At 56.1% G+C, this 7,701-nt stretch carries 8 protein-coding genes; all 8 read right to left on the reverse strand.

Annotation, left to right across the window (positions count from 1 at the left end):
• The coding region (gene rfbD, locus DBR24_RS01520; protein WP_128613677.1) for a dTDP-4-dehydrorhamnose reductase at nucleotides 1-862 on the reverse strand (862 nt) is incomplete at its 3' end.
• Nucleotides 859-1,935 (reverse strand): dTDP-glucose 4,6-dehydratase, encoded by a 1,077-nt coding sequence (gene rfbB / locus DBR24_RS01525; RefSeq protein ID WP_128613673.1) that lies wholly within the window; start codon nucleotides 1,933-1,935, stop codon nucleotides 859-861. The genes rfbD and rfbB, both read right to left, overlap by 4 nt.
• A 203-nt stretch (nucleotides 1,936-2,138) precedes the next feature.
• A complete protein-coding gene (locus tag DBR24_RS01530; protein ID WP_095125174.1) occupies nucleotides 2,139-2,399 on the reverse strand; it encodes a lipopolysaccharide assembly protein LapA domain-containing protein in 261 nt (86 codons plus the stop codon).
• 27 nt (nucleotides 2,400-2,426) lie between these two features.
• On the reverse strand, nucleotides 2,427-2,723 hold the full coding sequence (ihfB, locus tag DBR24_RS01535) for an integration host factor subunit beta (RefSeq protein WP_003189779.1): 297 nt from the start codon (nucleotides 2,721-2,723) through the stop codon (nucleotides 2,427-2,429).
• A 143-nt stretch (nucleotides 2,724-2,866) separates the two neighbouring features.
• Nucleotides 2,867-3,145, reverse strand: coding sequence for a hypothetical protein (locus tag DBR24_RS01540; RefSeq protein ID WP_123466655.1), 279 nt, complete (start codon nucleotides 3,143-3,145; stop codon nucleotides 2,867-2,869).
• A gap of 214 nt (nucleotides 3,146-3,359) precedes the next feature.
• Complete coding sequence (gene rpsA, locus DBR24_RS01545; protein WP_025113090.1) at nucleotides 3,360-5,042, reverse strand: 30S ribosomal protein S1; 1,683 nt, start codon at nucleotides 5,040-5,042, stop codon at nucleotides 3,360-3,362.
• A 119-nt stretch (nucleotides 5,043-5,161) separates the two neighbouring features.
• Nucleotides 5,162-5,851: a (d)CMP kinase gene (gene cmk / locus DBR24_RS01550; RefSeq protein ID WP_064391442.1), complete on the reverse strand. Its 690-nt coding sequence runs from the start codon at nucleotides 5,849-5,851 to the stop codon at nucleotides 5,162-5,164.
• Nucleotides 5,848-7,701, reverse strand: a 1,854-nt coding sequence (locus tag DBR24_RS01555) for a bifunctional prephenate dehydrogenase/3-phosphoshikimate 1-carboxyvinyltransferase (RefSeq protein ID WP_128613674.1), incomplete at its 5' end; no start/stop codon positions are given. The genes cmk and DBR24_RS01555, both read right to left, overlap by 4 nt.

The following is a 7,701-nucleotide window of genomic DNA, read 5'->3' on the forward strand; positions in this document are numbered from 1 at the left end:
TTACACCACTGCGCCAATCCGGCAGGTGCAAAGAAAAATTGTCGCGCAGCTTTTCTGTATTCAACCGGGAGTTCAGTGGGCGACAGGCTGGCGTTGGATAGGCAGACGTCTCGATCGCATTGATACTCTTCACACAGAGGTCTTCCCCAAGGGCTTTGGCGAAGTCGATCACGTGAGTTGCATATCCATGCCAAGAGACCTCGCCTGCGGCCGCCAGGTGATAAAGACCTGACAACTCAGGACGCAGGAAAACCTGTCGTAGGGTCAAGGCACTGATGTCCGCAATCAGGTCTGCACCGGTTGGCGCACCCATCTGATCAGCGATGACACTCAGACTTTCGCGCTCTTTTGCCAGACGCAACATGGTTTTGGCGAAATTATTGCCACGAGCGCCATACACCCAGCTTGTGCGAAAGATAAGATGCTTGCAGCCGGATTCGATGATAAATCGCTCTCCCGCAAGCTTGCTGGCACCGTAGTGATTCACCGGAGCCACGGCGTCACTCTCCCGCCATGGTGCAGATCCATGCCCATCGAAAACATAGTCTGTCGAGTAATGAACCAGCCACCCGCCAAGCGCTTTCACCTCTTGCGCCAATACTCCAACAGCATGGGCGTTTACAAGATCCGCCAGCTCAGTCTCGGCCTCGGCCTTGTCGACTGCGGTGTAAGCAGCCCCATTGACAACGATATCTGGCCTGATTGCGCGGAGAGTTGCCCGTAACCCATCAATATTGCTCAGGTCACCGCACAGGCCATCGGTTACTTGACGATCCAGTGCCACCAACTCACCGAGGGGCGCAAGAGATCGCTGCAACTCCCAACCGACCTGGCCGTTTCTTCCCAGAAGAAGGATTTTCATGCCTTGCCCGTACGATCTGCGTAGTTTTGATCAATCCACTGCTGATAGCTGCCGCTCTTCACATGCGCGACCCATTCAGTATTGTTCAGGTACCACTCCACGGTTTTGCGGATACCGCTATCAAACGTCTCTTCCGGCGACCAACCGAGCTCTTGCTGTATCTTGCTTGCATCAATCGCGTAGCGCTGATCATGACCGGGGCGGTCCTGCACGTAAGTGATCAGACTCGCATGGGGGCGATGAGGCGAAGCCGGGCGCAACTCATCAAGCAGCGCGCAGAGAGCATGCACTACTTCGATATTTTGTTTCTCGTTGTGGCCACCAATGTTGTAAGTCTCGCCAATGACGCCATCGCTGACGACTTTGTAGAGCGCGCGGGCGTGATCCTCGACGTAAAGCCAGTCACGGACCTGATCACCTTTGCCATACACAGGCAGAGGCTTGCCCTCCAGTGCATTGAGGATGATCAGCGGAATCAGCTTTTCGGGGAAATGGTACGGACCATAGTTGTTCGAACAATTGGTAACCAGGGTCGGCAGACCATAGGTGCGAGACCACGCGCGAACCAGGTGATCGGAGCTAGCCTTGCTGGCAGAGTAAGGCGAACTTGGCTGGTAGGGGGTGGTTTCGGTAAACAGATCTTCAGGCCCTTCCAGATCGCCGTACACTTCATCAGTAGAGATATGATGAAAGCGAAAAACGGCTTTACGACCTTGCTCCAGGCCGCTCCAGTAATGACGCGCTGATTCCAGAAGCGTGTAGGTGCCAATGATGTTGGTCTGGATGAATTCCGACGGACCCGATATGGAGCGGTCAACGTGCGACTCTGCCGCCAAATGCATGATCGCGTCAGGCTGGTGCTCACGCAAAACTCGATCCATCTGACCGCGATCACAAATGTCTACGCGCTCAAATGCATAGCGCGAGCTCTGACTCACATCAGCCAGAGACTCCAGATTGCCGGCATAGGTCAGCTTATCGACGTTAACGACAGAATCGCCGGTATTGGAAATGATGTGACGGATAACTGCTGAGCCGATAAACCCGGCGCCGCCGGTTACTAGAATTTTCACGCGGTACCATGCCTTTGAGCTGCTGACAGCGATTCGGGAGCGCTGTCCAATCCACGAATGCAAAAGCTACCAATCGTAGCTTTTATCAAATTCAGTCTAAATGGATGTGAAAACCTCACAACCAAAAGAGGATCGCATTTTACAGCTTCATAGGCGTTTTACTATTGGATATAGCTAAGCCTGGAAGCAAGCATATGAGGCTTTCACTCTGTCAAATGCTTGCGCGCAGCTCTGTTTCTACTCGCGACTCTTGATGAGCGCCCCAAAAACCAGCCTAACACCGGCCCGATCAGCATCCCGACAAGCAAAGCCAAAACCACGATCAACGAAATCGGCAACTGAGGCCCAGACAAACCCAGAAACAATAACGAAACCGACTGCTGATTCTCGAGAACAAACGCCAGAATCACCAAAATCAGTAAAAGAATAAAAACGCCAAGAAGTATGCGCTTGAGGTTACGCATCAGCGCCCCCTTGAAAAATAGCGAAGATCAAACCCCCTCCTCCTCTTCCTCATTCACCCGATCACGCAGCTCTTTACCCGGCTTGAAATGCGGAACGAATTTGCCGTCAAGGCTGACCGACTGGCCGGTTTTTGGATTGCGGCCTACGCGCGGGGCACGATAGTGCAATGAGAAGCTGCCAAACCCACGGATCTCGATACGATCACCGGTCGCCAGACATTGGGACATTTGTTCAAGCATGGTCTTGATGGCCAGCTCCACATCCTTGGATGAGAGTAGCCCTTGATGGGTGACAATTCGTTCGATCAACTCCGACTTCGTCATATTTTTCCCTTCTTTTTCAAGCAGCTAGATCAGCGCTTGAAAGGTTTTAGCACGCCCGGAAGATTTTGAACAGCCCAGGGATTGACATATCTTCCTCGGCGCCGAAACGCCCGTTTTCAGGGCATCAAACCCGCAAACACGCTCTACCGGCATATCACCAGCATCGTGCGGGTGACGTAGCCTGCCGGGTTGAAGCCAAAAGGAAACTCCTCCTCATCCCTGGCATCGTCAGATCGCGTGATCACCTTGTATCCAGCCCCCTTGCACTCCTTCGCCGCACGCCGCTGACACTTGTCCCAGCCAGAGCCCAATCCGGAGCAGTCTATCTCTATGCCACTGACACCTCGCACCGCATGGGTCTTGGCGCTGGTGGTACAGCCCGCTAGAACCACAGCAGCCAAGAGGACGATAAACTTGTTCATTCACTTCCTTATGCCAGGCGAAGCCCGACGACTACACGCTTAAGACCTAGCTTAGTCGTGAATAGGCGATTGATCCGATTAAAGAAACAGACCATCAGGTAAATGATTTGGTTTCACCTACAAGCACACTCATAAAAAAGGACGGCAAAAATCGGTAAATCGCAGGCACAAAAAAGGGCGACCGAAGTCGCCCTTTTTCATGATCAAGCAGAACTTAGTTCTGTTTGGCCATTGCTTGCTTCAGCAGAGCAGCCATAGTGGTATCGGCTGGAGCTTCCTGAACGGAGTTCAGGCTCTGGATAGCTTCTTTCTCTTCAGCATCGTCTTTCGATTTGATCGACAGCTGAATTACACGGCTCTTACGATCAACGCTGATGATCTTGGCTTCTACTTGCTGGCCTTCTTTCAGAACGTTGCGCGCGTCTTCAACGCGGTCACGGCTGATTTCGGAGGCTTTCAGAGTCGCTTCGATATCGTCGGCCAGAACGATGATGGCGCCTTTGGCGTCAACTTCTTTCACGGTGCCAGTAACGATTGCGCCTTTGTCGTTAACCGAGACGTACTCGGAGAACGGATCGCTTTCCAGTTGCTTGATGCCCAGGGAGATGCGCTCGCGCTCTGGGTCAACCGACAGGATAACGGTGTCCAGCTCGTCGCCCTTCTTGAAACGACGTACGGCTTCTTCGCCCACTTCGTTCCAGGAGATGTCGGACAGGTGAACCAGACCGTCGATGCCGCCGTCCAGACCAATGAAGATACCGAAATCGGTGATCGACTTGATGGTGCCGGAGATCTTGTCGCCCTTGTTGAACTGGCCAGAGAAGTCTTCCCACGGGTTCGACTTGCACTGCTTGATGCCCAGGGAGATACGACGACGCTCTTCGTCGATGTCCAGAACCATGACTTCCACTTCGTCGCCGACTTGTACGACTTTCGAAGGGTGGATGTTTTTGTTGGTCCAGTCCATTTCCGAAACGTGTACCAGACCTTCAACGCCTTCTTCCAGCTCAGCGAAGCAGCCGTAGTCAGTCAGGTTGGTTACACGAGCGGTAACGCGAGTGCTTTCTGGGTAACGGGCTTTGATAGCAACCCATGGATCTTCGCCCAGTTGCTTCAGGCCCAGGGAAACACGGTTGCGTTCGCGATCGTATTTCAGAACCTTAACGTCGATTTCGTCACCAACGTTGACGATCTCGGAAGGATGCTTGATGCGCTTCCAGGCCATGTCGGTGATGTGCAGCAGGCCGTCCACGCCACCCAGGTCGACGAATGCGCCGTAATCGGTGAGGTTTTTGACGATACCTTTGACTTGCTGGCCTTCCTGCAGGGATTCCAGCAGAGCTTCACGCTCGGCGGAGTTCTCGGCTTCCAGGACGCTGCGACGGGAAACGACAACGTTGTTGCGCTTCTGGTCCAGCTTGATGACCTTGAATTCCAGCTCTTTGCCTTCCAGGTGCGTGGTGTCGCGCACTGGACGGACGTCAACCAGGGAACCTGGCAGGAACGCACGGATGCCGTTAACGTCGACAGTGAAGCCGCCTTTAACCTTACCGTTGATAACGCCCTTGACCACTTCCTCAGCTGCGAAGGCTGCTTCCAGAACGATCCAGCATTCAGCGCGCTTGGCTTTTTCACGGGACAGCTTGGTTTCACCGAAACCGTCTTCAACCGAGTCCAGCGCAACGTGAACTTCGTCACCGACATTGATAGTCAGATCGCCAGCGTCGTTGTAGAACTGCTCAAGCGGGATGAGTGCTTCAGACTTCAGGCCAGCGTGAACGGTTACCCAGCGAGCTTGGTAATCGATATCAACGATAACACCGGTGATGATGGAGCCTGCCTGAAGGTTCAGGGTTTTTAGGCTTTCTTCAAAGAGTTCCGCAAAGCTTTCGCTCATTTTAATTCCTGTAAATGAGGGCGAAGGATACGCCCATCTCCACACCCCAGACGGTGTGGGTTAGTTTCATATAGAAGAAGCGCCGCAGGACTATGACTGGTCCCCTGCAACCTTCTTGGTCACCCGGCGATATCGCGAATGGCGATCTCGCTCATGATGCGTTCAAGCACCTGATCGATGGACAACTCCGTGGAATCCAGCTGTATCGCGTCGGCCGCCGGTTTGAGCGGGGCCACTGCGCGCTGGGTATCACGCTCGTCGCGTGCACGGATCTCATCTAGCAGACTCGACAGACTAACACCCTCGACTTTGCCCTTCAACTGCAAATATCGACGGCGCGCCCTCTCCTCGGCACTGGCGGTCAGGAAAATCTTCAGCGGTGCATCGGGAAACACCACCGTACCCATGTCGCGACCATCGGCCACCAGGCCCGGCGCTTCCTGGAAAGCACGCTGGCGCTGCAGCAGCGCCTCGCGTACGGCGGGCAATGCAGCCACTTGCGAAGCGCCGGAACCGACGCTTTCGGTGCGAATGACATCGCTGACTTCATCACCTTCCAGAATGATTCGCTGCAACTGACCTTCGGTCGCCGCAATGAACTGCACATCCAGATGAGCGGCGAGTTTCTTCAGCAGCTCTTCATTGGTCAGATCAACGCCATGGTTATGCGCGGCAAAGGCGAGCAAACGGTAAAGCGCACCGGAATCCAGCAGGTTCCAGCCCAGACGCTTGGCCAGAATCCCGGCTACGGTGCCTTTGCCCGAGCCGCTTGGCCCATCAATGGTGATGACCGGTGCAATGTTTTTCACGACTGAGCCTCTTGTGCCACACGAATGCCAACCTGCCCGCACAATGCGAGGAAGTTGGGGAACGACGTCGCGACGTTGGCGCAATCATGGATGCGGATCGGTGCGGTGGCACGCAGGGAGGCCACACTGAAAGCCATTGCGATACGGTGATCGCCGTGACCATGCACTTCGCCGCCGCCGATCTGGCCGCCGTCGATGATGATGCCGTCCGGAGTCGGCTGGCATTTGACGCCCAGCGCCAACAGGCCGTCCGCCATCACTTGAATACGATCCGACTCCTTGACCCGCAGCTCTTCAGCGCCGGTCAGCACGGTGCGCCCTTCAGCACAGGCAGCAGCCACGAACAGCACCGGGAATTCGTCGATCGCCAACGGGACCAACTCTTCCGGAATCTCGATACCTTTAAGCTTAGCTGCCCGCACGCGCAGGTCAGCCACAGGCTCGCCGCCGACTTCACGCTGGTTTTCCAGAGTGATGTCCGCACCCATCAGGCGCAGGATGTCGATAACACCGGTACGAGTCGGGTTGATGCCGACGTGTTCAAGCACCAGTTCCGAACCTTCGGCGATCGACGCTGCCACCAGGAAGAACGCCGACGACGAGATGTCACCCGGCACTTCAATGTGGGTCGCAGTCAACTTGCCACCAGACTCAACCGAAGCCGTCGCACCTTCAACGCTGACCGGGTAGCCGAAACCACGCAGCATGCGCTCGGTGTGATCGCGGGTTGGCGCAGGCTCGGTAACGGTCGTTTTGCCTTCCGCGTACAGGCCGGCGAGCAGCAGGCAGGATTTCACCTGGGCGCTGGCCATCGGCATGGTGTAGGTCAGCCCCTTGAGCTTGTGACCACCGCGAATGGTCATCGGCGGACGACCTTCGGCAGCGGTTTCGATCACGGCGCCCATTTCACGCAGTGGATTGGCCACGCGATTCATCGGACGCTTGGACAGCGACGCATCGCCGGTCAGGGTGCTGTCGAAGTCCTGCGCGGCCAGCAGGCCGGACAGCAGGCGCATCGACGTACCGGAGTTGCCCAGATAGATCGGGCCCGGTGCCGGTTTCAGGCCGTGCAGGCCGACACCGTGAATGGTCACGCGGCCGTGGTGCGGGCCTTCGATGACCACACCCATATCGCGGAAAGCCTGCAAGGTCGCCAGGGCGTCTTCGCCCTCGAGGAAACCTTCCACTTCAGTCACGCCTTCAGCCAAGGAGCCGAGCATGATCGAGCGGTGGGAAATCGATTTGTCACCCGGTACGCGAATCCGACCGGAAAGGCGGCCACCAGGTTGAGCCAGGAAGATCAGATCGTTGGAATTCATAGCGTCCACATAGGCCCTGCGGGCCAGGATTTTACTGAAATGCTCGCGGGCAACCCGGGCGCGCGTGAAGACGCCCAACAATTGGTGCCCATCCCCTGCATCGACCGCGTCGCGCAAGGCGTCGAGGTCGCTGCGAAATGTATCGAGTGTGCGCAGGACAGCCTCGCGATTGGCAAGGAAGATGTCGTGCCACATCACCGGGTCGCTTCCGGCGATTCTTGTGAAATCGCGGAAACCGCCCGCAGCGTAACGGAAGATCTCAAGATTTTCATTGCGCTTGGCCAACGAATCGACCAGACCGAAGGCCAGCAGGTGCGGCAGATGGCTGGTCGCAGCCAACACTTCATCGTGACGCTCGACCTGCATGTGCTCGACGTCAGCGCCCAATTCGCGCCACAAGCGATCGACCACCGCCAGCGCCGCCGGATCGGTTTGCTCAAGCGGTGTCAGGATCACCTTGTGCCGACGGAACAGTTCAGCGTTGGAAGCTTCCACCCCGCTCTGCTCGGAACCGGCAATCGGATGCCCCGG

It is taken from the genome of Pseudomonas sp. HMWF006, from assembly GCF_003061205.1.
Taxonomy (GTDB): domain Bacteria; phylum Pseudomonadota; class Gammaproteobacteria; order Pseudomonadales; family Pseudomonadaceae; genus Aquipseudomonas; species Aquipseudomonas monsensis.